The organism is Luteolibacter sp., assembly GCF_039920825.1.
In the GTDB taxonomy this organism is placed as follows: domain Bacteria; phylum Verrucomicrobiota; class Verrucomicrobiia; order Verrucomicrobiales; family Akkermansiaceae; genus Luteolibacter.
The window spans coordinates 67,700-90,493 of the sequence record NZ_JBDSCX010000084.1 but is presented as its reverse complement, the minus strand read 5'-3'; the positions used below and the strand labels follow the sequence as shown (position 1 = coordinate 90,493).

Below are 22,794 nucleotides of genomic sequence, written 5' to 3'. Positions count from 1 at the left end.
ACGCAGTCAAATACTCCGGCCCATACGGTCTGAATTTGGCTTGGCGCGCGGCGCAGAGTGCCTATCGGTTGTGCCTAAAGGTGCAGCCAAGCGCGTAGCTATCTCCTCATATTACTCACCTCGATATGAAACTGCCGAACTTCGACGAACTCTACGTGATCTCGGATCTCCACCTTGGAGGATCTTCAGGTTTTCAGATCTTTACCTCGACGAACGAAGCGAAGGCTCTACTCGACTTTCTCAGCGGTCTGAAACCGCAAAGAGTCTGTCTCGTGATCAACGGCGATCTCGTGGATTTCCTCGCCGAGGACGGTGCGCAATCCTTCAACCCCGAAGATGCCGACGTCATGCTCCGGCGGATCGCGGACGATGCGGCGTTCAAACCGGTTTTTGACGGACTGAGGGAATTTTTGTCGAAGGCGAACCACCACTTGGCCATCAACCTTGGCAACCACGACATCGAGCTCTCGCTGCCGTGGGTGCGCGCCGTGTTGCTCGACATTCTCGCCGGCACCGATGATGCCGCGCGCGGCCGGGTCGAGTTGGTTTTTGAGGGTACCGGTTATGTGGCTTGCGTAGGAACGGCGCGGGTGATGTGTCTCCACGGCAACGAGGTGGATTCGTGGAACGTCACTGCCTTTGAAACCCTGCGGCTCCAAGGTCGAGATCGACTTCAGGGCAACTCGAGTGAAACTTGGAAGCCCAATGCCGGCAGCCGGATGGTCGTCGAGGTGATGAATGACATCAAAAGGAAGTGGCCATTTGTGGACCTCCTGAAGCCAGAGATGGGCGCTGTACCCTCTGTCTTGATCGCGCTCGATCCATCCGTCGCCGTCAAACTCACGGCGATCGCGGGCCTCGCCGCAGCGTCGGGAATCGACTCGTTGAAGATGAGAATGGGATTTCTTGGTGAGCCTGAGAACACGCCCTCCGGGGTTCCCGTTAATCCACTCGCGGCTTCCGAAGCGCGGATGCGTGCGAAACTCCAAGCGCCCGAGGAAAAGTCCGTCTCCGACCTTCTGGCGAGAGCCGAGAAAGAACTCACCCGGGGAACTCGTCCGGTCGATCTGATCGGAAGAGACCGTGATCAGGAATACCTCGGTGCGGTGAGCGCCGCGTGGAATTGGGTGCGTGGGAAGCCGAAGCACGAGGTGGTTTGCGCTGCCTTGGACGGGCTCGCGAAAGACACGAGTTTCGATCTATTTAATGAAGATGCCACCTTCAAGGGCGTGGACGAACGAGTCGGGGCGGGCTTTGACTTCGTTATCACCGGCCATACGCATCTTGAGCGTGCCCTCCACCGCCACCACGGCACCGGCTTTTATTACAATGGGGGGACATGGGTCGGACTCATGAGCTTCGACCCGACGACTCTTGCGGATCCGAATCAATTCAAGCCGGTATTCGATCGCCTCAGCCTCGGCACACTCGCCGCATTGGAAGAGATGCCGAGCCTCGTGGAACGACGTAACTCGTTCGTAAAGATCAGCGCTGGTCCGAGTGGCACCCGTGGAGAGCTGCGACGGGCACAGATCGCCCGTGGCAAGTTTACGATGGAGCTGGTCGAAGGCAGCGAACACTACGTTTCCTAACACTTCAAACCCACTCCGGCCATGCGCACCATCACCCTCGAAATCCTGCGGCACGGTCCGCCCCACAACCAGCTCCTCTCCCCGCTCACCCCCTATCTCGCCTTGTGCGAAAACCATGCGGCCGTGACTGTTACCGTGCCGTTCGAGCACGCGCAATTCCTTCAACGGCTCCGGGCGCTAAGCTACGAATTGATGGACTCTACTCGTGCCTTTCAACTGGAGGACACAGGTCGGGAACTCGGCAAACTCCTCGCGGGAATCCCGAGCCTGATCGCCGAACTCTCGCAGCGTTGTTCCGCTGACAATGGGCAACTACTGCATCTGCGAATGATCGTATCTGCGGCAGAACTCGCACTCCTGCCTTTCGAACTCGTAATCTCGCCCAATGGCTTCCCGGGCGAGGGGCGCTCGCTCGCACTGCAGACCGATCTGCCCGTGTGCCTCACTCGCGAAGTGCGGCAAGCCAGCGGAGTCAGCCCCGAATGGAACCGCCGGGGTTCACGTCCCCGGATTCTTTTCGCTGCCGCTTCGCCCCCAGGTTTCGATCCCGTCCCACTCGAATCACACCTCCTCGCGCTGCGCAGGGCCATCGATCCCTGGGTGTTTCCACCAGATGATGGCGAAGACCCCACTCAGAAGATTCCGGAACATCTCGTTGTCCTCCCTCAGGCGACGGTCGAGCAAATTCGTGAACAGTGCGCGACCGGCAATTTCTCCCACGTGCATATTCTTGCTCACGGAGTTGCGATGAGTGACGACAATTCCAGCGAACGCCGCTATGGGCTTGCTTTGCATGATGTGCGCGATCCCGCGAACCGGAGCATCGTGGACGGCAAGACACTCGCCCGCACCCTGCGGACGGATTGCGAAGGAAGTTTTTCACCCGCCGATCCACTCGTAGTCACCCTCGCCAGTTGCAACGGTGGCCAGGTCGGCTCGGTCGTGAACTTCGCCGGAGCAGGCGCAAGCGTCGCGCATGCGCTGCACTCGGAAGGTATTCCGGTTGTAATTGCCAGCCAGTTTCCGCTCTCGTTTCGAGGTTCGGTGCTGATGGTAGAGACGCTATATTCAGGACTGCTTCGGGGCGATGATCCGCGTTCTCTCGTTCACGATCTTCGCGGCAAGCTTCAAGGCTCTATTCCCGACGCCCACGACTGGGCCAGCCTCGTTGCCTACGCCGCGCTCCCGCCAGGGTTCGAGCGGCAGTTGGAACGCTTTCAGGTGGACCAAGCCCACCGGCAGGTCAGCGCGGCTCTCGACCACGTTGATAAGCTCGTCGGCGACTCGGATAACCAGGCACAAGTCCATTTGGACGGCCGAGCTGACCAGAGAGTGGAAGTCGCAAAGGAACGGCTGCAGGATTTGCGCCGACGCGCCCAATCTGAGATCGCAAATGCATCCAGTCTCTCCAGTTCGCAGGGAAGTATCGACGCACGCGACCGTGCTGAGCGTCACTACGCGAGGATTTCCGGCCTCATTGCTGCCGCTGAAAAACGGCACGCAGAACTCCTGCTCAAGCAGGTGGACGGGGAAACGAATGGGGGGAACCGAGTTATACGCATGCTTGAGCGTGCGATGGACGCCTACTGGGACACGTATTTTTATGACCGGTCGAGTGCTTGGGCTCTCGTTCAGCATATCTATATGCAGTGCATTCTTCCCCCTGATAGAAGCGATCGGGAAAAAACATTGCCGACAGAGCGGCACCGGCACCTGCTTTGGGAGTCCGCCCTCAATGCTTCCCTGGCCGATCTCCGATCGGCGGATATTGAGCGACATCTTTGGGCTCGGGACAACCTGCTTGAACTTCGCCTTCTCCAGATTCATTTGCTTGATCAAAAGCCCTTCCCCAAACGAGCCTCGCCTCGGCTTAGAGACACCCGTATAACTGGCGACCCGAACGACCATATCACCGAGATCCTCGCCATCACCGGTGGGCGGGGCGCGGCACTTTATTCGATCCGAAGGCAAATTAAGCGATTCGCCCGCACGAGCGGTATCTTTTCATCCAAGGTTAGCAGTGAAGCAAGATCATTCGCGTACAAGCTCCAACCAGTCCTATCGTTAGGTGACTGAGTTCCGCAAATTCTCAACACCAAATACCAAACAGTTACCATGGCTCGCAAAGAGAAACCATGGTTTCAACTCCTCAAGTTGAAGAAGAACAGGCCGAAACGTCCATAACACGGATTCTTATTTTATTCTCCACTTCAACGCCTGGGCCATCGCTCCGATGATGAAGATGATGGTGCCGATGACGATCCACTTGTTATAAGGGTTCTCGGTCGTGAGGTGGTCGTATTTCCCGGCGGTGGGAGTAGGGGATGAGGTGTCGGAAGCTTGAGGGGCTTCGGCCTTCAGCGGCGTGGGCGCGACCAGATCGGCGGCGGCGAGCTGGGGTTTGCCGACTTCCGTGCGGAGGGTTGTGACGGCGGCGGGGCTGACGGCGGGAGCTGAGTTGCCGAAGGAATTTCTCACGTAGGTGAGGACGGCGGCGATTTGGTCGTCGCTCTGATAGGCGAGGGGAGCCATGCCGCCCGGCATGCTGTATTCCTGGCCTTTGACCTTGATAGGACCGAGGAGGCCGCGGAGCTGGATGCGGATCAGGTTTTCCTCGGGACCGTTGACCCACTCGGAGCCGGCGAGCGGCGGTGCGGCGGCGGTGCCTTCGCCATTCTGGCCGTGGCAGGCTCCGCAGATGAGGAACTGCTGCTGGCCGGTTTTCATGATCGCGGGATCGATGCCCGCGGGTGGTGCCGGGGCTTTTTCCGCAGTGGAAATCAGGGTGGCGGGATCGAGCGGGGCGGGTTGCGCGTTCGATTTTACGGGTTCGCCACCTTTGTTGAGACTGCCGAGCCAAGCGACGAGGTCGCGGATTTCATCGGGCGTGAGGAGGGTTCCCATCGGCGGCATCGGCGAGATGGGAGCGGTGACGTTGGCGATGTCGGCGCGTGAGACGCGGAGGAGTTTTCCGGCGGCATCGATGTCGATGTGCTCGGGAGTTTCCGCGATGACATTACCTGATAGAGAAGCGCCGTTTTTGAAGCCGACGAGCACGGTGCCGAAGCCGGGGGCGATGACGGCGCTCGGATTGATCATGGATTCGAGGAAATAGCGCGGGTCCTTGTGGCGTTTCGCGATTCCTGCCAGATTCGGCGCGGTCTCGCCACCGGCGGCGTGGCCGTCCTCGGCGCGGTGACAGCGCATGCACTCGCTGGCGGGGTGGGACGCGAAGATGGCGGCTCCGGACGTGGCGTCGCCGCCTTGCAGCGACGGGTTCCATTTCGCGAGCGGATCGCTGTTTTCCGCCAGGGATTTTTCAAGGGAGGAAAGCTCATCCAACACGGTCGGCGAGGTGCGCAGTTTGGCGGCGGCGATGAGCTCGAGCGCGTCCGGGGCGATCCCGTTCGCCTCGTGCAATGCGCGGAGGGCTTTGGTGATGATAGAGTCCGCTTGTTCGCCAGGGAGCGACGCGAGAATGGCCCAACTTTTCGGTGCCAACGACGGTCTGGAGGTTCCGACGGCACTGCTCAGCGGGCCTATGGCTTCAGCGGGAAAGTTTTTCGCAAGCTGCGAGAGCGCCGCAAGGGCGACGTCATCGGACGGGTCGGCGGCCAGCGCCGTTAGGAATGGCGCGAGATCGGCCGGCTTGTGAGTGACATGGATGGCCAAGGCGGTCGCGCGGGCCTCGGCGGGCAGCTTGTCGTTTTTGACGATGGCGCGGAGAGCGGCGTCATCGAGTCCGGGGATGACGAGATGATAGCTGCTGACCAGTCCGAGCGAGGCGGTGAGGACCACGCCATCCTGTTTCAACAGCGTCGGCATGGCGGCGATCAGCGCGGGTCGGACGGTTTCAGGATCGCGCTTTGCCAACGGCCGCCACATGCCGGTCAGTTGATCCACGGGAAACGGCTCGGCCCAGGTTTCCAGCAGGCGCAGCGCCTCTTTTCTAACGATTTCAGGAATGGAAGGATCGGCGGCGACCTTGACCACGCGCGCGGCATTTTCCGCCGTGCCGATGCGGAAGGCGTTGTGAACGAGACGGCGCAGCATGAACGGGGTCCATGTCCGGGCGGATAGATTGTCCAACAGCGCGGCGACCATCGGCCGTTGCGAAACCATGTCCAGGTCGCAAACAGCGCGGATGGCTTCATCCGCGACTTTCGGATCCGTATCGGTAATGAAGCGGGAAACCGAAGGGTTCTTCATGCGGCGCAGCGCCACGGTGGCGGCGAGTCGCACGGCGGCGGAGTCGCTGGTCGCGAGCGAGGTGAGGATGTTGGGATTCGCGGCCATGTGCTGGAGCGCGTAGATGCCGGCGTGGCGCAGGTAGAGGTCGCGGTTGTCGTTCTCCTTGATCATGTCGCAAATGGGGCCGTAGTAGCCGATCATGTTGCGCTTGCCGGCGACGATGGCGGCGAAGAAACGGACGCGGGGCGATTCATCCGCCAGCAGCGGTCCTAACGGAATGAGGCTTCTATCCGCTTTCGAGTCGGCCAGCCCGCGAAGGGCTTGGGCGCGGATTTCGGCGTCCTTGTCCTTGGTCAGCAGGATGAGCTTGTCCTCCGCCTCGCGGCGGGTCTTGAGAGTCGGGATTTCACCGAATTCGGTGACGGGAAGGGGAGACGCGCCGCGACGGGCAAGGATGCCCAGTCCCCAGATGCCGTGGATGCGGACCATTTCGTTAGAGGAATCGGCGGCAGCGGAAAACCGCTCGAAGGCATCGGTCTTGCGGGTGAGGGCGAGCTGCGCGCGAAGACGGATCCGCGCGTCGGGGTGCTTGAGCATGTTGAGAAGCACGGCGGAGCTGCGTTGTTCGAAACCCTCCTTCATGATCTTCGCCGCACCCGCGGCTTCCATCGCCTGCCAGGTCTTGGCTCCGGCATCCAGCGACAGCAACCGGCCGTCCTCGTGGGTGACCCAGCCGGTGATGAAATCGGTGATGTAAATTTTTCCGTCCCACGAATACTCGACGTCGGTGGCGGCAACACCCCAGAGGAATTGCCGCGAGTCGGTCATCTCCATGCCGGCGCCCTTGGGCTTCATCTCGAACGACCAGATGCCGGAGTTCGCGCTGCCGCCGCGGTAGTCGCACACCAGGAAATGGTTGGCCTCGCTTTCGAGGAATCCCACGCCGGGGTTGTAAGTAAGTCCGGACGGACCGGAAGTCAGCAGCGCGTTGGGCGGCAGCATGAAGGCGGGTTGCGCCGGATTCTCCATTTCCCACATCCGTTCATCCATCCATCTGCTAGGTGGATGGTCCTTCAGCCCGATCTGGCGGTGGAACGTGTGCATGGCCTGATGCTCCATCTGCCAGCCGGAGTCGCCGCCCTCCACCAGATAGACGACGCGCGCGGCGTCTCCCTGGTCCGAATTGTTGTCAACGGTGAAGGGATTTCCCAGCGCGTCGAAGGAGATTTCCTTCGGGTTGCGCAGGCCCGTGTGGAAGATTTCAAAACCCGTTCCGTCCGGTTCGAAACGGAACGCCGCGCCTTCGTTAGGATAGTCGTAAGACACGCCCTCTTTTGTGATGAAGCTCAATCCCCGGTCGCCGACAGTGCCGTAAATCCGCCCGTCCGGACCCAGAGTGAAACCGTTCAAATCATGACCTGATAGGGAAACCCGCACGCCGAATCCCTCCTCGACGACTTTCTTGTCGTCCGCCGTGCCGTCGCCATTCGTGTCGCGCAGCATGTAGATCTTCGGAATACAGGCGAAATAGAGACTGCCCTCGTAGTAGAAAACGCCAGCAGCAGTTCCATCCAGCACATCGTTGAAGCCGTCGGCGAAGACCTTGGACTCGTCGATTTTGCCGTCGCCATTCGTATCGGCGAACCGGCGGATGACTTCGGTCTTGGACGTCATGGCCTCTAACGAGAGCTTGTCCTTCCACTTCTCGTGAAGCGCGCGGCGGTCGCTGGTTTTTTTCGAGGCGAGGTCGTCGAGATACCAATAGAGGCGGTCACGGTCGTCCTCAATGCCCTCGCGGAACCGATGCGTTTCGGAAACATAGATCCGGCCCTGCTCATCGAAGGTTAGGGCGGTGGGCGAGGTGATGTGCTGGTCCTTGTAGGTCGCCTCGATTTTCAAGAGGCTGTCGACGGGAATGTTCACTCCGGGGATCACGTCGGAGGTGACCAATCCTTCGACGTAGGGCTTGCCCTCGCGCGTCGAGGTGGGGAACTTGAAGTTAGGCGACTCCGAAAAAAGAATGTGGTCCACGCCGATGAATCCCCAAGGTCCTTCCTCATCATCGACCAGGCGGATCGTCGCCTTGCGGCCTTTGAATTCGATGACATCCCAGAAGGCCCGTTCGCAGCGGAGGGTACGCTTGCCAACCGCCTCACGCACCACCTTGCCGTCGATAATCAACTGCGCCGCGGTCTTCCCCGCGTAGTCTCCGCCGGCGATGAGGAAGAGGATGTAGTTTTCCGAGATGGTGAATTCCGGCGAGGTGAGCGTGCCCTTGGCCGCCTCGCCGCCGTGGGTCGAGCTGGCCAGGCTTTCGGCGGAGTAGGAAATGAACGGCGACGGCATGTCGTCGGTTTTTCCGGTCACGGGAGCCATGCCGAATGCCGGTCCCTCGACTTTCCAATCCCCGAATCCATCGCCCTCGAACGTTTGAAAGACCTGCGTGGCGGCAGGCAGCGAGGTGGTCAGGGCAAGCGAGGCGAAGATCGTGCGGAACATGGATTTGCGGGGACTACGGACAACCCGAATCATGGCGCGGGAAACCGGATTGCCAACCGCAAAGCGGGCGTCATTCCGCCTCGTTTGTGAGTCCGGTGATTTCACGGATCCTCGCAGCAATGAAGTCGGCCTGCTCCCGGTTGGGGAGCGACGACAGGAACTTTTTCTCCTTCCGGTCATGACCGGCGTACATCACGGAATAAGTGATTTTCCGGTTTTGGTTTCCGCAGCGCTCCCGGACAATGATCCCCGCGATGTCGGACACCATCACCCGCTTGTTTCCAATCCATGGGAACGGTCCGGTGGTCACCTCAATGAACGAAGTGTTGAGAATAACATCTGTTTTGTTAGCGAGCGAGGCGATGACGAAATAGGTGATGCCAATCCCCACCGCCACATGCCCCGCTGGAAAAAGGATCATCATCCAGGGAGTTCCCGGTTTCGAAAGCGCGGTCGTGTACCAGAAAAAGAGGAAGCTGTCCCAAACGACTGCGAACAACGCCAGCGGCGCGATCATCCAGGTAAGCCACTTCCTGCGGATCGTGGTTCCGGCCATGTCGGGGATTTCATCGAGTCCCTCGGGAATTGTTTTGAATGGCATCGCGGGTGATTTTGGTCGGTCTGTTCGCAATAGGTCTATCAGCCATTGACGATTTTCACCACTGCGAATCCAGCGGCCGCGATCAGGACCAGCATCGCCGCAACCCCTGCGGCACGGTCCGTAATGGTCGTCCGCGGACGGTGGGGCGAGGAGGATGCCGGGAAAACGATGGCGGCGTAGATCATACCGGCTAACAAACCGCCGGCGTGAGCGGCGTTGTCAATGTAGCGGTAGCCGATGAGGCCGATCAGTGCAGTTAGAAATACACCCGCCGCGAGCCTGCGCCTCGCGCGGCGGGGGACGAGTGGTTTGTGGAGCGTTTCAAAGACCAACAGGAACCCGAGCCAGCCCATCAATCCGCCCGATGCTCCGACCGACGGAGCGTCGATAAAACGGGCCGAAGCCACTCCACCAATGGAGGCGGCGAAAAGGAATACCATTGGCAGGTGCGGCCAGCGGGCGAAGATCTCGACGCGTTTTCCGAGATAGGCCAGCGCCGCGGCGTTCATCAGGAGATGCACGATGTTGCCATGGAGGAACGGTGCGGTGAAAAGCCGCCACCACTGGCCTTGGTGATACTCGGGCTTCAGCAGTCCCGCCGCTTTGGTGCCGTCCCAGTTATGAAACACCGACATCAGCGAAGCCATGCCCTCGGTCCCCACCTTGCAGCCGATCTGGGCCAAGGCGACCAGCGCGATGAGGACGAGAAATAATCTTGTTAGCGGAGCATGCTGCCGCTCCAGCCACGTTTCGAAACGGATCGTCGGGGCAAAATCCGCGATGCCGGCTTCCGTCCAATTTCCCAGTTCCTTCCGCCGTTTGCGCGCTTGATACCATGGGATGAACGCGAAAATGACGAACATCAGCAACGCCAGGCCGGATTGCGTGGATTCGAACATCGTCTTGGTGGCGAATTTCAAATGCTCTAACGAACTGATAGGAGTTCCCGATTGCGCCGCGAGCCTGCCGGCGAAAATCCAGCCGCCGACGAAGGCATAGCCGCTGAATCCCACGAGAATCGTCCCGAACCAGCGTAACTTGCCCCCGGTTTCCTCCAAATCGTCGCGGGTCCAGCGCTCGCGTGCGAATCGCAACGCGTCACCCATGCCTTCAAGTTCTTCCGGCAGGACCATCCGCGGCTGTGCGGGAGTCCAAACGAGATTCACCGATCCATCCCTGTCCTCGCGGATCGCGGTGGCGATTTTTTCAAGGGAATCGCACGGATGAGGATTTCCCTTGATATCGACCCAGCCCCAACCACTAGGAGCGGTGGGAAATGAATCCTCACGTGCCCAAACCGGCGAATCGGGATTTTCCTGGATCGGTTCGTTCACGCCGGGAGAGCGTCAAGGCTCCTTTGGCTTGTCTGCCGGGGCACCATCCGCAGGAGCGGGAGGAGCAGGCGTCTCGATCGGAGCGGGTTCAACCGCTGGAGGTGCGGTGTTCGCAGGAGGAGTGGTTTCGACAGGAGCGGCTGGCTTGGTCGCATCAGGCGCGTCAGCAGGAACATCGGCTGGAGTGGGAGTTTCCTCCGGGGTGGCGTCTTCCACAGGAAGTTCCTCTTTGAGTGACTTCGGCGTGACTTCCACAGCTGGAGTGGCGGGCTTCGCAGCTTCCACCTTGGCGGCGGTGTCCGAATTGCGGACGGTGCTGATGGTTTTGTTTTTCTGACCGATCAATACGGAGAGGATCAAGCTGAGGATGAAAAAGAGCGAGCCGAGATAAACAGTGCCGCGCTGGAGGACGTTCGTGGTGCGGGCACCGAAGACCTGATCGGTCACGCCGCCGCCGAATGCCGCGCCAAGACCTTCTTGTTTCGGCCGTTGCATCAGGATCACCAAGGTCATCAGGAAACAGATGAACACGAAGATCAAAAGCAGCACGTTGATGCTGATGTTAAGGAATGAGGCGGCAACAAAAGTCATGGGCGCGGGACTATGGGTGTCACTTCCGACCTTGTAAAGCGGCGAGTTTCCGGTTTTTTCCGGGGAAAATGGCCTGCTGAAACCGACGAATCAAGGTTCGTAGTGGCCAAAGCCGCGGACCCGGCATAAGCGTTTCCGCACGTCTCCCGCCGCATGAAATTCGCCCGACTTTTCGCCTGTTTGCTCCTTCTCACGGGATTTTTACCGAAGGCGGACGCCCATCAGGTGCCCTCGGTGGAGCTGGAGTTTCTCAAGATGGACGACCAATGGCGGTTGGAAGGCGAAATGGACATTGCCTACATGCTGCCGGAGACACGGAACATTCCGGGTGGTCCGCCATTGAGCCGCGAGGCGGTGATGAAATCCCCGCCGGAGGAGATGGCGAGAATCCGCAAGGAAACGGAAAACACCCTGCGCAAGCTCATCCGGATCACCTTTGCCGACAAAGACGTGCCGTGGCGGGTTGAATTTCCCGATTTCAAAAAGGACCCGTTCCAATTGCCCCCCGAAATAGGTGACGTCGCTCTTCTCACCACCCGCCTGATCGTCGATCCGATTGTCAGAGCTGGCGAACTGCGGATTCACTGGGCGGGCGAACAGGAAACCGAACTCATTATTTCGACTGAAGAAGAGAGCGAGGATGGAGGGATCTTCAGCACTCTACCCGGAGGGAGCCTGATGCTTTTGAAACAGGCCGATACAGGGAAGCCGATGGAGGTGGAGAAACCTATCACTGGTGGTTGGGTGCAGTTGGGATTTCACCACGTGATGGGTTGGGATCATATCCTGTTCATCCTGGGGCTGTTTCTGTTATCTCCGAAATGGAAGTCGTTGGTGCGCCAGTCCCTGTTGTTCACGCTCGCCCATTCCATCACTCTGGCTCTAGCAGTTTTGGGTCTGGTGACGGCGCCTGAAATGTGGGTGGAGCATCTCATTGCGCTGAGCATTGCCTGGGTCGGGATCGAAAACCTGTTGATCCGCAAACTTAACATGCAGCGGATGATTTTCGTCTTCTGCTTTGGCCTGCTCCACGGGCTGGGATACGCCAGCATTCTTACCGCCAAACTCTCCGGCATTCCCCGCAATCAACTCGTGGGGCCGTTGTTAGGATTCAATGTCGGTGTTGAACTTGCCCAGATTATGATCCTCGTTTTGGCGTTCGCTCTTCTTTGGCCGATCAGGAAATGGACGCTCCAGGTGCAGATCATCGGCTCGGTGATTGTCGCGGTCGCCGGGATCGCGTGGGCGATTCAGCGGATCTTCTTTCCGGGTTCGGCCCTGTTTTGAAAACCACCTGGTTCATCGCGGGCAAACGCATTTTACATCCATCGCAAACTCGCCACATTTCGAAAAACCACCTCAAGCCACCTTTGAAATGACCATGAATCCAAATCGCCTCCCGTGGCTGGTTCCCATGCTCGGCCTGTTGCTGTTCCTCGTGGTCCTGCCCTCCACGGCGAGCGCCCATTCCGAGGCGGGCAATGTCGGCGGCTTCCTCAGCGGGTTCAAACATCCTCTAACCGGACTGGATCACATCGTCGCGATGGTAGCCGTCGGACTTTGGGGCGCGTTTCTCGGTGGACGCGCCATGTGGACCCTGCCGGTGGTATTTCCCGTGGTGATGGCTTTGGGCGGAGCGCTGGGAGTTCTGGGCGTGCCCCTTCCCGGCGTCGAATACGGGATCGCGCTTTCCGGAATCATTCTCGGGCTGATGGTGTCGTTCGCAGCCAAACCGGCGTTGTGGGTGGCGGCGGTGATCGTCGGAGTTTTTGCGATTTTCCACGGTCATGCCCATGGCGCGGAAATGCCGAAGTCATCCAATGCCATGACCTTCGCAATCGGCTTCGTGATCTCGACCGGACTGCTCCACCTCTGCGGAATCGCCTTCGGTCTGTTGGTCCGCTGGCCATGGGGACGGATCGCCATTCGCGCCGCCGGTGGAGTTATTGCAGCGGTTGGATTCGGGTTCCTCTTCAAATGGCTTTGAACATGTTTCCCAAACCACGCCGGATCGCGGTTCGATGGATCGTCCCGCTGTTCCTTGTTCTAACATCAACGGCTCACGCCCACATGACGGTGGAGGGGGCGGGGGAACTTGGTAACGGCGCGCTGCATCCGTGGATGACTCCGTCCCACGTGCTGGTATTTCTGGCACTCGCTCTTTTGTTAGGGCAGCGGGAGCCGCTGGATCTGAAAATACCGGTGAGAGTCTTTACCCCGGTTTCCGCGATCGCGCTGGGGCTGACCGCCACCGGCAGGATCGGCGGAGTCTATCAGCCGGTCCTGATCGGCCTCGCGATGTGCCTCGGTATCCTGATCGGGCTGGCCGCCAAGCTCCCACGGGTGGTCCTCGTGCTGCTTTGCGCCGCCGCCGCGATGGGGATCGGGTTGGATTCCGGGGTGGAGAACGTTCCGGGATTCGCCATGGCCAAGATTTTGTTGGGAACCTGGCTGAGCCTGAATGCCGCGGTCCTCTACATCGCGATTTGTGCCTCAAACGGCGCGGGCAAGCCATGGGCCAAGACCGGAATCCGGATCATCGGCTCGTGGATCATCGCCATTTCGCTGATGGTCCTGGCATTTTCCCTGCGGAAATGACGTTGGAGGCGGTCTGAAAAATCAAAAGGAGCGCGTTCATTCTGAACGCTATTTGCGGCGGACATCCTGTCCCTCGGCGCACCCCTGGATCGCCCGACATGATGTCGGGCCCAAACAGTCGATGAAATATCGACGCTCCTCATTTTTCAGACGGCCTGCTAGGGAACCGCCGCCACCCGCAGGCGGAGGAAGCGTTTGGGATTCGCATCGGTCTCGGCATCCCGGAAGACGACCTCCTCGGTGGTGGTGTTCAGCACGGTTGTTTCGACGGCGCTGTTGGCGACCGCCGTCCATGGATCGGTTACCCCGAGATCGTCGCTGGCGAGCAGTTCATACAGAACGCCGGTGATGCCGATGGGGCGGTGGAACATGATGGCGGGACGCCGGTTTGCTCCGCTGCCATTCCACGTGAAATGCAGTGCCGCCAGATCGTTTTCCTTGGGTGAGGTGGCCAGCGCAAACTCGAGGAAGTTCGAGCGGCCGTCGCCATCCGGATCGGCATTGGGTCCTGAAATGGCGGGATCGACCTGTTCGGCGGGAGTGAACTTTGTTTGAACCCACGCGGTCATGCTGCCTGCCGGACCGGGCTCGTCCGCGCCGGGAGTGCCACCGTTGGCGGCGCTGGAAGTCCAGTTGGAGGCCAGCGCGTGATCGGGATTCGAGTTAGGATTGATTAATGTTAGAGATGGGCCGTTTCCGTCGGGCTGTGTCGGCCAAGGGGCTTCATCATCATAGGTGAAATCCCGCAGCGGGGTCGTGTTGTAGGAGAGAACGAATTGTTCGCCCCCGTTAGCCAGATTTCCCGAGTAAACCCCTGCCACCGGTTTGCCGGTGCCATGGCGCGACTGGAACGAGGCGAGGCTTTTCACGACGAGGGTGAACGCGCCGGGAGCCAGGGTGGTGCCCGCGGTGAAGTTGAAGGTGACGGCGGTGTTGAGATTGACGTTCGTCAGGTCCAGCGGAGTGGTGCCGATGTTTTTCAATTCCACGAAATCGAAATTGTCGCTGTTCACCGGATCGTTGTAGTGCAGTTCGCTCACGACGAGATTGTTGCTGAGCCCGGCCGGAATCTGCGGGGCGCTGGTGGTGAATTGAACGGGTGCCGACCAACTGCTCCAGCGCCCCGTATTGTCCTGATGGCGGACGCGGGCGCGGTAGGTTTTTCCAGCGATGGCGACCGTCGGTGGAATGTTAGCGGTGGTTGAAGTGCCGGTGGTGGTCCACAACGTTTCCATTTCATATTTACGCGCGGTTCCGGTTAGGTAGCCCGCGATCCCCGGTGCCGAGATCTCCGCCAGCCGCCATTGAACGGGAGATGCGGCGGCGGTGTTGGAACCTTGCGGATCGGAAAAGGCGGATGAGGTGAACTGGAGCTGGTCGATCGGGAAGCCCGCGCCGCCCGTGTAGGTCAGGGTGGGTTTCACGGGGATCAGGACATCGGCGGCTTCCGAGGAGAGGAATTGATAGCCGTATCCGAGTTGGTTGCCGTTGTTCACGGTCCATGTGCCGCCGGGCCAGGCGTTGGTGGAGTAGTCCCGCAGAAAGACCATGGAGTCTTCGTGTTCCGCGGTGCCGTTGAAGGCGCTGGTCCGCAGCCAACGGGTCCAGCTTCCGCCGATCCAACTGGAGGCGAACGGAGTCACGAACATCTTGCCCGAATGGCTGCTGGTGGTCCGCGGGTGGACATTCCACATCGCCGCATCGGCATCGGCCCAGGTGAGCGCCTGGCCGGTGGGGTTCACGATCTGTGCGAACTCATCGACGAGCTGGCCGAACTGCCCGCCGTTGGGAGTCGCGTCCGAGGCCATGAGGCTGAGTATTTCACGGGCGCGGTTGCGGTATTCGAGGGCCAGCGCGGGTTGCTCCAGCAGCGATTTATAATGCTGGATCACGCCCGGATAGAAAACGCTGTTGATGGTGGATCCCTGGTGGGTTTTCGCGATGAACATCATGTCCAGGTCCCACGGCACCGGGATCCAGCGGTTGTCGCTGGAGCGGTGATAGAAATAGTGGTTGTTGCCGGCGCGCAGGTCGACATTCCCGATCAGCCGGTTGAGCGCGTGATAGGTATAGAACGCGTCCATGTCCATGTTCGCCCGCCACCACGCTTCGGTGGGGGAGGTGTTGATCACGGTGTCGCGGAAGGTATTCCAGTCGGAGGAATCCACCGACTGGGTGACGCCCTGGTTTTTCTTGTCACCCGCATTGTTCTCGATCTTGTAAACATTGCCATCCGGCAGGCCGCGTTCGTCGAGGAACGATCCACCGGGCTGTTCGATCGCCATGTAGAGCCCCCAGAAATCGCCGGCATACTGGCCGTCCGCATTGCCGATGGGATCGTTGATGGTGGTCCCGGCGGCGGGTGTCTCGGTGGCGCCCCGGACGACGCGGAAATGATAGTAATGGCTGTTCGGCGAGGCCATGCCGGCCAGTTGATAGATCTTGAGGGCGGTGGCCTCCTCGACGCCAGCCATGCCGCGGTTGAGCGGAGCCCACGGGCAGGCGCAGGCATTTCCCGAGAAGGATCCCCAGGTCTCCTTGTAGTCGATGCCGAGGTTGTTTTTCGCAGGCAGGTCGCGGGCGCGGTTGAAGAAGAAGCGCCACTTGTTTTTCCCCGAGACATAGGTCGAGACCTCGCCTCGGTTCTTGAAGGTGATGTGGTCACGGACGATGCCGTTGTAAACGAAAGTGGCGTAAAATCGGGTGGCATCCGACCCCGAGACATACTGGGAGTTGATGACATCGGTGCCGTCGGCGATGAGCGAGTAAACCGGCAGGTCGTCTAGCAGAGTGGGAGGAAAGGTCTGGATCGCGGTTGTTCCCGGCTTGAACGCTCCCTGCCAGGCAGGCAAGCCGCTGTAAACGTAGTAGGCGAAGTTCGGCTGTTCGTCATCCGCGTAAGGAACAGTTAGAGAATTTCCAAGCGTGTCGGCACAGGTGATCCGGTAGCGGACGAGGCGGCGGTTCGTTTGCAGAGCGCCAGGCAGGATCGCGGTGAAAACGGAGTCCCCGGCGAGCGCGTCGCCATTGGTGCCGTTGTCGACCATGGCTACGCTGGTCCACGATGTGGCGTAAGCGGCATCGGTAAGCCGGATGTAGGAGCCGGGATCGACGGTCTGATAGGAAACCGAGACCGCGCCCGTGCCGTCCGGATCGGTGATGCGGGCGGTGACGGTGACCGCCTGGCCGGGAAGCGGTTGGACCGGCGAGTGATCCACCTGGCGAATTTGCGGCGGGACGAGGTTGATGGATTTTTTCACCGAGTTCGCCGCACCTGGAGTGGGATTGGGGTTCGGAGTCGTGACCGCCGATGAGAGTTCCGCATCGATGCTGAAGTCCGAGCTGCCGCCGATGGTGATGTTGGCGCCGTGGATGGCGAGCACGTTGGTGCCGCCTAGCAGATAAGCGGAGGTTCCCGTCAGGTTGACGGTTGTCCATCCCGCGGTTCCCACGGTCTGGGTGGCCAGTCCGTTGTAAGCGACCTGCCCGGCTGCCATGCCGCCCCGGTAAACTTCGGTGCCGTTGATCCAGACGACGCAGCCGTCGTCGAAACGCATCTTGAGTGTCATGCTGTCCGGGATTTGTCCTGCGGCGACGGTGAAGGATTTCCGGGCGTAAACCGTCGAGTAGGAGTTTCTCATGTCTGACAGCACTGTGTTGCAAGTGACCGTTGTGCCATAGCCGATGGGAGTTTGCGCAGTGGTCCACGAGGTGTCGCTGAAGCCCGCCGAGCGCCATGCATCAACGGGTGAAGTGGCTTCGGCCGTTCCCTTCTTGTATTTCCAACCGGTGGCGGAAGGACTGACGTACACCGTGGCGGGCAAGCTGGCGGTCGAGCCGGAAGATCTCCACGAGCCGCCGAGATCGTTGTCGAGCGCGGCGTTGATGAGTTCGCTGGAATTTCCACCGCCAGCGGCTGCGGTGGGCCATGGAAAACCCGCGGAATAAGTGACGCTGTCCCTGATGGTTCCGCTAACATCCCTGAGTTCGATTTTCTCGCCGGCCGAGGAGAGTTTGCCAGTCCAAGGTCCGAGCGCGGTCACTCCGAACTTCGCTAACAGGACGGCGGGATTCTCGGCGATCACCCGGTACCCGCCCGCTGCCAGAGTGGTGCCCGACGGGAAAGTGTAGGTCACGGCGCTGGCCAGCGACCAACCTGATAGATCGATGGCGGTGTCGCCCGGGTTGTGGAGTTCGATGAATTCCTCAAGGCTCGTCTTGTCCGCGGGTTTGTAGTGGAACTCGTTGATGACGGCCGCTTGCGGCACCAATGCGGTGGTGGTGAAGGAGCCGGCATCCGTGGTCCATCCGGAGCCTGCGGCATTGGTGGCCCGGCTGCGGAAATAATAGGTCGTTTGGGGCGTGAGGGTGTTGACGAAATGAGAGAAATCGCCGGAGTCGGTTCCGATATTGGAGGAAAATGTCCATCCGGCGGGATTGGTTCCTCCGTCGGCGGTGCCATAGAAAATCGTCACGGTAGGAGGGCTGCTGCCGTCATCGGTGACTTCACCGTTGATCACTGCTGTGGTGCCGGTGATGCCGTCCGCATTGCGGTTTTCGACGGTAGGAACGCCCGGAAGCGGGGTGGCGAATGACAGCGATGCCGGAGCCCATGACGACCCGCCGGAGTTTTGCGCGAATGCGCGGAAATGGTAGGTGGCTCCCGGAGTCAGTCCGCTCACAAACGCACCGCCGATGCCTGTTAGAGTGCCCGGTGAGATGGAGGCCGTCCACGCGCCGGGAGTTGTCCCGCCATCGGTAGTGCCGTAGAAAATCGTCACCACCGGAGATTCTCCGCCGGTGGATGTCACGTTGGCGGCGAGTGTGGCGGAGACGGCGGTGATGCCGGAGGCCGCCACCGTAGTGATGGCGGGAGGCAGCGGTATGGTTGAAAATGTTCCGTTCGCCAGTGCCCATGAGGTCCCGGCGCTGTTGGTCGAGCGGACCGTGAAGAAGTAGTCGCCGCCAGGTGACAGGCCGCTGATAGGTGTCGAGAAATTTCCGCTCTGCGTGCCGGGCAGGGTCAGTGAGTTCTGCCAGTCCTGCGCCACCAGCCCGCCGTCCGTGGTGCCCCATAAAAAGGTGACCGCCGGAGCGGCGTTGCCGACATCACTGATCCGGCCGTTGAGCGTGGCTGTTGTGCTTGCGACCGCGCTGGCAGATAGATCCACCGCCGTTGCGCCGCCTGGCGGGATCAACGCGGTGGCATCGAGACGGATGTTGTCGAAATACGACCATCCGGTGCCGCGAGATTGGAGCAGAATCCGGATGGTTTTGCCGACGGCGGTTGGAAAGTCCGAGGTGTTGAAAACCAGTGGCGGCGCATTCCCGAAACCCTGCGTCGCCAAAGTGGAGGCGTTGAAAAGTCCTGTCGCGTAGATCGTGCCGGTGGAGTCCGCGAGAAGATACTGCGACTGGTTCCCCGGCTGGGTGAAGCCGTCGCGGAAGCCAACGGACACCGCCAGCGTGTAGCGGGTGTTCGCCTGATAGGTGGTGCCCAAGTCCTGCCAGACGTCATGGGCGACGTTCATTCCGAGGTGGTCGGTCCCATCGGCGGCGAAACCGGTGATGAACTCTTCGTAAGCATTTCCGCTGGATGGACCGCCGGTTTCCAACCACTCCGGGCCGACGTTGGGGGTGGAGTTCCCGGCGGTCAGGGTGTTTCCCTCGAACGAGAAATCACCCACTGTTAACGGCGCTGCATGCAGGGCCCGGATGGTGAGCACGGCAAAGCAAGCCAAGAGGAAATGGCGTGAACGGGAGAACATGGGTTTAGGAAAGAATGGGGAAACCTGCCTTTCTGTCCAAGATTTTCTCTACCTCAAATGGGTAGCAATTCGTCCCCCCTAACGAGTGGCGAACATTTCCCCGAACGCCCTGCCCGCCGCCAGAACGGCAAAATCGTCGTAGGTGACTTTCTCGGCGGGCGGCCAAAAAACTCCGGCGGCGATCCGGCCGGCCACCCACCCGGCGCAGGCTTGGGCAGCTTCGAGATCATCGGGTCCGAAATCCGTCCACTCGTGGATGGCCACGTCAGCCTCGGTGGACCTGAGCATGAAATAGCAGGGAGCCGGCATCGCTTCGCCACGTTGCACGAGGGCGGACGCGTAGATGGGCAGTTGCAAATTGTGCCATAGGAAATTCGCCGATTTGCCCTTCTCCTCGCCTTCATAGACCGCCGGGCAATCGAGGCTGAGATGAGCCGGAAGCACGCTGGACGGCCCGAGTTTTTTGCGGTGTGATTTGTCCACGCCGTCCATCTTGCCGGTTTTGTAATCCAGCACCCGCAGCCGTCCGGTTTCGCGGTGCCGGTCGATGCGGTCGATTTTCGCGACAATCAATGCATTCCCGACCGGCAGTTCGACCTTCTGTTCGACATCGACGATCTCCCAGCCGTCCGCCCGCTCCGCGGCCTGAATGCGGGCGAGCCAGAGAAGCCGTTGCCTGAGCGATTCCGTCTGGATGCGGATCGCGAGCGGCACGCGTTTGCCGAACCACTCCGCCACCACGCGATCCAACTCGGCGGAAAGCCAGGCGTGGAGGAGTTCGGGCTTCTCGAAATCCCTGGCCTCGGTGTCGCGACCCCAACGCTCCAACACGTCGTGGGCGACGTTGCCGAAATCCCGCTGGTTCCATTCGGCGCGGCCGGTCTCCGGCGACTGCATCTTCAAACCGTGTTTCAAATAATAACGGAACGGGCAGGCGAGGTAACTTCCGAGCGACGTCACGTTAAGACGCAACGGTGGCTCCGCGATTCTGGGCGTCCACTGCCAATCCGCATGCCAGCGCAAACCGGCCTCGGGCGGCTCGACCTCTTTGAAAAGCAATTTCACCCGGTCCGGCAGCTCGTCTCTCTCAGCCGCTAACAAAAGTCGGGATGGCAGCAGCGTTTCACCGCCCGCACCGGATTTGCCGCAGATCACATCCACCCTGCCGTCTTCGCGGCGTGCTTCCAACATCGCCATGAAATAGTAGGCGTCGCGTGCGGCTCGGTCGGCATCCTTGATCAGCCCGAGTCGTTCCCGACCCGCTTCGCTCAGCCACGGTTCGCCACCGCTTCTAGCAGGGACCTTGCCGTCGTTCATCCCGCACAAAACGAGGTGGCTTCCGGGTTCGTGGAAAAGTTCCAGCCAGCCCTGCACGTCGAGCACCCGGCCTTCGGGCGGCAGCGGCGCGGGGGAAGGATGTTCCGACACCATCAGGTCGATCCAGAATCCGGCACCACGCTTCACCCTTCCCATCAGCGGGGCCGCGCTTTGGATCCACTCGGCCATCGCGTCGGCGGATTCGAGCGTCGCCGGTCCGGTGCGGCCAAGGATTTCCAGCAATGTTCCGATGGTGGAGGTGAAATTTCCCGTTAGGAAACTGTTCCGCCATTTTTCCAGCGACCTGGCGGCTGTGAGGAGTTCGGCGGCGGAATCCTTATCAAAATCGTTACGGAAATTCTCGGCATCGATCCGGCGCTGCAGGTCTTCGGTCCGGATGACCATCCAACGGTCGCGCAGTTCGGCGAGTCGTCTGGCTTTCTGCGCGCGCTTGCCTGCGACCAGCACTCCCGTTTCCGGCAGTGCCAGCAAATCGGCCATGCGGGCGAGTGTCGGATCGGTGAGCCACGAGCGCCAGACCTTGAACCACCGCGCGAGTCCGCCGGTGACGACTTCCGCCGCCGGGTGGAAGGCCGGCCATCCGGCGCGGGTGAATGCGCGGGCCAGTTCGTCGCCAACCTCGGTATCCGCCGATCCAAGAGCAACTTCGTTGGAGGGTGTTTTCGTTTCCCCGATGATGCGCAGCGCCTCGACAGCCTGTTGTCGCGGGTCGGCCACGACTTGCAGCGAGCCGCCCGGCAACGGCAGCGGGCGCTGTGACCAGTTAGGCAGAGGTTTGCCGATGGGTGAAAATTCGGCAGCTTCGGTTTCCGGCGCTCCTATCAAGGCAGTCACGGGACCCTGCCATGCGAGCAGCGCCCGCTCGACCAGCGGCGGCATTTCCGCGACTCCGGCCAGAACGATTTTTGAAACGCCGTTAGGGATGGCCAGCCCTTCCCCGAGAATCCGGCTGCGGCTTTTGAATCCCCACGAATGGATCTTCCGCTCGACGAGATCTTCCAATCTGCCGAGCGCCTCCCAGCGTTCCGCTTCCGTGGTTTCCCTGAGTTTCCGCGCGGCGGTGGAAAGGAGCAGCCCGTTTTCCTGCAACGCATGCCGCAGTCTAACGATTTCCTGCGCGAGCCCGACCGCCCAATCGCCATCATCGGACGGAGCCTCGGGAAACAGTGCCTCGTAGTCCGACCATTTGGTGACGCCTTCCAACACTTCAGTCCACGCGACGTGTTCGATCCAATCCGCAGCCGCCTCGTCATCGCGGGATTTTAAAAACGATCCCGGTGTCACGACTTTGGGCGAGAGAACGGCACCCGCCGCTTCGGCCAGAGCTTCACGCAATCGCCGGCCGCTTTGGGCCGTGGGGACTACCAGCAGCATGCCCGGCAGTTCGCCGCGCCGCTCCAGCAACCACGACACCGCCAGCGTCGAAAACGGCCGGTCCCATCCGAGAAATACGCGTTCCACCATCGCCGCGAGCATCACGGGGATGCCGGATGGAGGAAATGAAAATCTTCCGTCACTTCAGCACGATGCCGACCGGACAATGGTCCGAACCGGTGATGTGCGGCATGATTTCCGCCGAGGCGACGCGATCCATGAAGGGGGATGAAACTCCGAAGTAATCGATTCTCCAGCCGACGTTCCGTTCCCTCGCACCGCCGCGGAACGACCACCAGGAATAGGCTTCCTTTTTGTCCGGATAGAAATGGCGGAAGGTGTCGGTGAAGCCTGCGTTGAGAAGCTCGCCGAAGCTGGCGCGTTCCTCATCGGAGAACCCGGCGGAGAAGCGATTTTCCTTGGGACGTGCGATGTCGATTTCCTGATGAGCCACGTTGAGATCGCCGCAGAAAATGACGGGTTTGGTTTTCGCCAATCCCGCGCAGTGAAGGCGGAACGCGAGATCCCACGTCAGCCGATAGGGCAGGCGGCGGAGGCCGTCCTGGGAGTTCGGCGTGTAAACATTCACCAGGAAAAAATCCGGATATTCGAGTGTGAGAACGCGGCCTTCCTTGTCGTGCTCGTCGATGCCGAGGCCCATTCGGACGTCCAGCGGTTGCTCGCGGGTGAACACCGCCGTTCCCGAGTAACCGGGTTTTTGCGCGGAATCCCAGTAGCCGTGGTAGCCGCCGAGTTCCAGCGGCAGTGGCACTTGCTCCGAACGCGCCTTCGTTTCCTGAAGGCAGAGAATGTCGGGTTTTTCGGCGGTCACGAAATCTCCGAAGCCTTTGCCAATGGTGGCGCGGATGCCGTTCACGTTCCAGGAAATGAGTTTCATCGCCGCCCAG

The 22,794-nt window shown here is 60.5% G+C and carries 12 protein-coding genes; 5 read left to right on the top strand and 7 right to left on the bottom strand.

The genetic code is table 11. The features are described from left to right. The first annotated feature begins 125 nt into the window (after positions 1-125). Together ABIQ96_RS24355 and ABIQ96_RS24350 are read left to right on the top strand one after the other, a co-directional pair. Complete coding sequence (locus ABIQ96_RS24355; protein WP_348217262.1) at positions 126-1,592, top strand: metallophosphoesterase; 1,467 nt, start codon at positions 126-128, stop codon at positions 1,590-1,592. A gap of 21 nt (positions 1,593-1,613) precedes the next feature. Then, entirely contained in the window at positions 1,614-3,668 is a 2,055-nt protein-coding gene (locus ABIQ96_RS24350) for a CHAT domain-containing protein (RefSeq protein ID WP_348217261.1), read from the top strand. A 117-nt stretch (positions 3,669-3,785) separates the two neighbouring features. On the opposite strand, the gene ABIQ96_RS24345 is transcribed toward ABIQ96_RS24350, so the two are convergent. The 4 genes from ABIQ96_RS24345 to secG all read right to left on the bottom strand — a co-directional run bounded on the left by ABIQ96_RS24345 (position 3,786) and on the right by secG (position 10,808). Further along, a complete protein-coding gene (locus ABIQ96_RS24345; RefSeq protein WP_348217260.1) occupies positions 3,786-8,282 on the bottom strand; it encodes a c-type cytochrome in 4,497 nt (1,498 codons plus the stop codon). Positions 8,283-8,352: 70 nt separating this feature from the next. Next, a complete protein-coding gene (locus tag ABIQ96_RS24340) occupies positions 8,353-8,883 on the bottom strand; it encodes a hypothetical protein (protein WP_348217259.1) in 531 nt (176 codons plus the stop codon). A 38-nt stretch (positions 8,884-8,921) separates the two neighbouring features. Continuing rightward, positions 8,922-10,217 (bottom strand): rhomboid family intramembrane serine protease, encoded by a 1,296-nt coding sequence (locus tag ABIQ96_RS24335; protein WP_348217258.1) that lies wholly within the window; start codon positions 10,215-10,217, stop codon positions 8,922-8,924. Between the two features lie 12 nt (positions 10,218-10,229). After that, positions 10,230-10,808, bottom strand: coding sequence for a preprotein translocase subunit SecG (gene secG / locus ABIQ96_RS24330; protein ID WP_348217257.1), 579 nt, complete (start codon positions 10,806-10,808; stop codon positions 10,230-10,232). Between the two features lie 153 nt (positions 10,809-10,961). Here secG and ABIQ96_RS24325 point away from each other — a divergent pair, with 153 nt between their 5' ends. From ABIQ96_RS24325 to ABIQ96_RS24315, 3 genes are all read left to right on the top strand, one after another. After that, on the top strand, positions 10,962-12,095 hold the full coding sequence (locus ABIQ96_RS24325) for a HupE/UreJ family protein (RefSeq protein WP_348217256.1): 1,134 nt from the start codon (positions 10,962-10,964) through the stop codon (positions 12,093-12,095). Between the two features lie 94 nt (positions 12,096-12,189). Beyond that, on the top strand, positions 12,190-12,795 hold the full coding sequence (locus tag ABIQ96_RS24320; protein WP_348217255.1) for a HupE/UreJ family protein: 606 nt from the start codon (positions 12,190-12,192) through the stop codon (positions 12,793-12,795). Between the two features lie 2 nt (positions 12,796-12,797). After that, complete coding sequence (locus ABIQ96_RS24315) at positions 12,798-13,406, top strand: HupE/UreJ family protein (protein WP_348217254.1); 609 nt, start codon at positions 12,798-12,800, stop codon at positions 13,404-13,406. A 158-nt stretch (positions 13,407-13,564) separates the two neighbouring features. Here the strand turns inward: ABIQ96_RS24315 and ABIQ96_RS24310 are convergent, their stop codons facing one another. From ABIQ96_RS24310 to ABIQ96_RS24300, 3 genes are all read right to left on the bottom strand, one after another. Then, complete coding sequence (locus tag ABIQ96_RS24310) at positions 13,565-19,174, bottom strand: lamin tail domain-containing protein (protein WP_348217253.1); 5,610 nt, start codon at positions 19,172-19,174, stop codon at positions 13,565-13,567. 78 nt (positions 19,175-19,252) lie between these two features. Continuing rightward, a complete protein-coding gene (locus ABIQ96_RS24305) occupies positions 19,253-21,988 on the bottom strand; it encodes a PD-(D/E)XK nuclease family protein (protein WP_348217344.1) in 2,736 nt (911 codons plus the stop codon). 37 nt (positions 21,989-22,025) lie between these two features. Further along, positions 22,026-22,784, bottom strand: coding sequence for an exodeoxyribonuclease III (locus ABIQ96_RS24300; protein ID WP_348217252.1), 759 nt, complete (start codon positions 22,782-22,784; stop codon positions 22,026-22,028). Positions 22,785-22,794 lie beyond the last annotated feature (10 nt).

Excerpts from the sequence above, each read along its gene's own strand:
- ABIQ96_RS24355 (WP_348217262.1), top strand. The coding sequence starts at position 126 with ATGAAACTGCCGAACTTCGACGAACTCTACGTGATCTCGGATCTCCAC.
- ABIQ96_RS24350 (WP_348217261.1), top strand. The coding sequence starts at position 1,614 with ATGCGCACCATCACCCTCGAAATCCTGCGGCACGGTCCGCCCCACAAC.
- ABIQ96_RS24345 (WP_348217260.1), bottom strand. The coding sequence starts at position 8,282 with ATGTTCCGCACGATCTTCGCCTCGCTTGCCCTGACCACCTCGCTGCCT.
- ABIQ96_RS24340 (WP_348217259.1), bottom strand. The coding sequence starts at position 8,883 with ATGCCATTCAAAACAATTCCCGAGGGACTCGATGAAATCCCCGACATG.
- secG (WP_348217257.1), bottom strand. The coding sequence starts at position 10,808 with ATGACTTTTGTTGCCGCCTCATTCCTTAACATCAGCATCAACGTGCTG.
- ABIQ96_RS24325 (WP_348217256.1), top strand. The coding sequence starts at position 10,962 with ATGAAATTCGCCCGACTTTTCGCCTGTTTGCTCCTTCTCACGGGATTT.
- ABIQ96_RS24320 (WP_348217255.1), top strand. The coding sequence starts at position 12,190 with ATGAATCCAAATCGCCTCCCGTGGCTGGTTCCCATGCTCGGCCTGTTG.
- ABIQ96_RS24315 (WP_348217254.1), top strand. The coding sequence starts at position 12,798 with ATGTTTCCCAAACCACGCCGGATCGCGGTTCGATGGATCGTCCCGCTG.
- ABIQ96_RS24310 (WP_348217253.1), bottom strand. The coding sequence starts at position 19,174 with ATGTTCTCCCGTTCACGCCATTTCCTCTTGGCTTGCTTTGCCGTGCTC.
- ABIQ96_RS24305 (WP_348217344.1), bottom strand. The coding sequence starts at position 21,988 with ATGCTCGCGGCGATGGTGGAACGCGTATTTCTCGGATGGGACCGGCCG.
- ABIQ96_RS24300 (WP_348217252.1), bottom strand. The coding sequence starts at position 22,784 with ATGAAACTCATTTCCTGGAACGTGAACGGCATCCGCGCCACCATTGGC.